The organism is Synechococcus sp. R55.7, assembly GCF_047461955.1.
Lineage (GTDB): Bacteria > Cyanobacteriota > Cyanobacteriia > Thermostichales > Thermostichaceae > Thermostichus.
In genome coordinates, this window is record NZ_JANSIC010000354.1 from 1 (window position 1) to 1,283 (window position 1,283).

At 57.1% G+C, this 1,283-nt stretch carries 1 protein-coding gene; it reads right to left on the reverse strand.

What is annotated here, in order from left to right; genetic code table 11:
- Positions 1–1,283, reverse strand: a 1,283-nt coding sequence (gene glnT, locus NW820_RS12430) for a type III glutamate--ammonia ligase (RefSeq protein ID WP_414407647.1), incomplete at its 5' end; no start/stop codon positions are given.

The window sequence follows — 1,283 nt, forward strand, 5'->3', positions numbered from 1 at the left end:
CTAGCAATCCAAGGTTGTTTCCCGCTCCCAGGGCGTGATCTGACGGTTGTATTCCTGCCACTGTTGGCGTTTGAGCTTGAGGTAGGCATTCACAAAGGGATCCCCCAGCCTGCTACGGAACAGGGTACTTTGGTCTAAATGGTTGAGGGCTTCGACCAGAGAGCCGGGCAACGTTTGGGCATTGGGGAGGGGATCCGTGTAGGTGTTGTTGTCGCAGCGGGGGCCAGGATCCCGTTGGTGTTGGATCCCGTCCAGGCCGGCGGCAATGAGACCGGCAGCCAAAAGGTAGGGATTGGCAGCAGCATCGGCCAAACGCAGTTCAAACCGCCCGGCATCCGGGATCCGAATGGCGTGGGTGCGATTATTGCCGCTGTAGCTGATCGTGTTGGGAGACCAGGTGGCCCCAGAGAGCGTGACGGGGGCATTGAGGCGGCGATAAGAATTGACCGTTGGGTTGGTGAGGGCACACAAAGCAGGCGCATGGTGCAGCACCCCGCCGATGAAGTGATAGGCCAGTTGAGAAAGCCCCAATTCCCCTTGGGGATCGGCGAATAGGTTTTGCTCCCCCTGCCAAAGAGAAATATGGGTGTGGCAGCCGTTGCCCGTCAGATGGGCAAAGGGTTTGGGCATGAAGGTAGCTCGATAGCCATGCTTTTCGGCAATGCTTTTCACCATGTATTTGAAAAAGGCGTGGCGATCAGCCGTAACTAGGGCATCGTCAAACCGCCAGTTCATTTCAAATTGGCCGTTGGCATCTTCGTGATCGTTTTGATAGGGATCCCAGCCCAGCTTCTGCATGCCATCGCAGATGTCCCGGATCACCGAAAAACGCCGCATCAAACTTTGCTGGTCATAGCAGGGCTTGGCCTGCTGGTCGCGCTCATCGGAAATGGCCCACTCTTCGGGCGACAGAAGCATGAACTCGCATTCGATCCCCGTCTTGACTTGAAAGCCCATGGCTTCTGCTTGGGACAACACCTTCTTCAATACCCAGCGGGGGGTTTGTGGCAAGGGATCCCCGTTGACCTGAATTAGATCGGCAGGCATCCAGGCCACTTCCGGCTGCCAGGGCAGTTGAAACAAGCGCTCGCGCTCCGGCTGGGCAAACACATCGGGGTCTGCAGGCGTCAAGTCCAACCAGGCAGCAAACCCGGCAAATCCAGCCTGACCCTCTGCCATGAAGTCGATAACTGAGGCAGGCACCAGCTTGGCCCGTTGGATCCCAAACAGGTCGGTAAAAGAGAGCAGAAAGTAGTTGATCCCTTGGGCGCGGGCAATTTCAG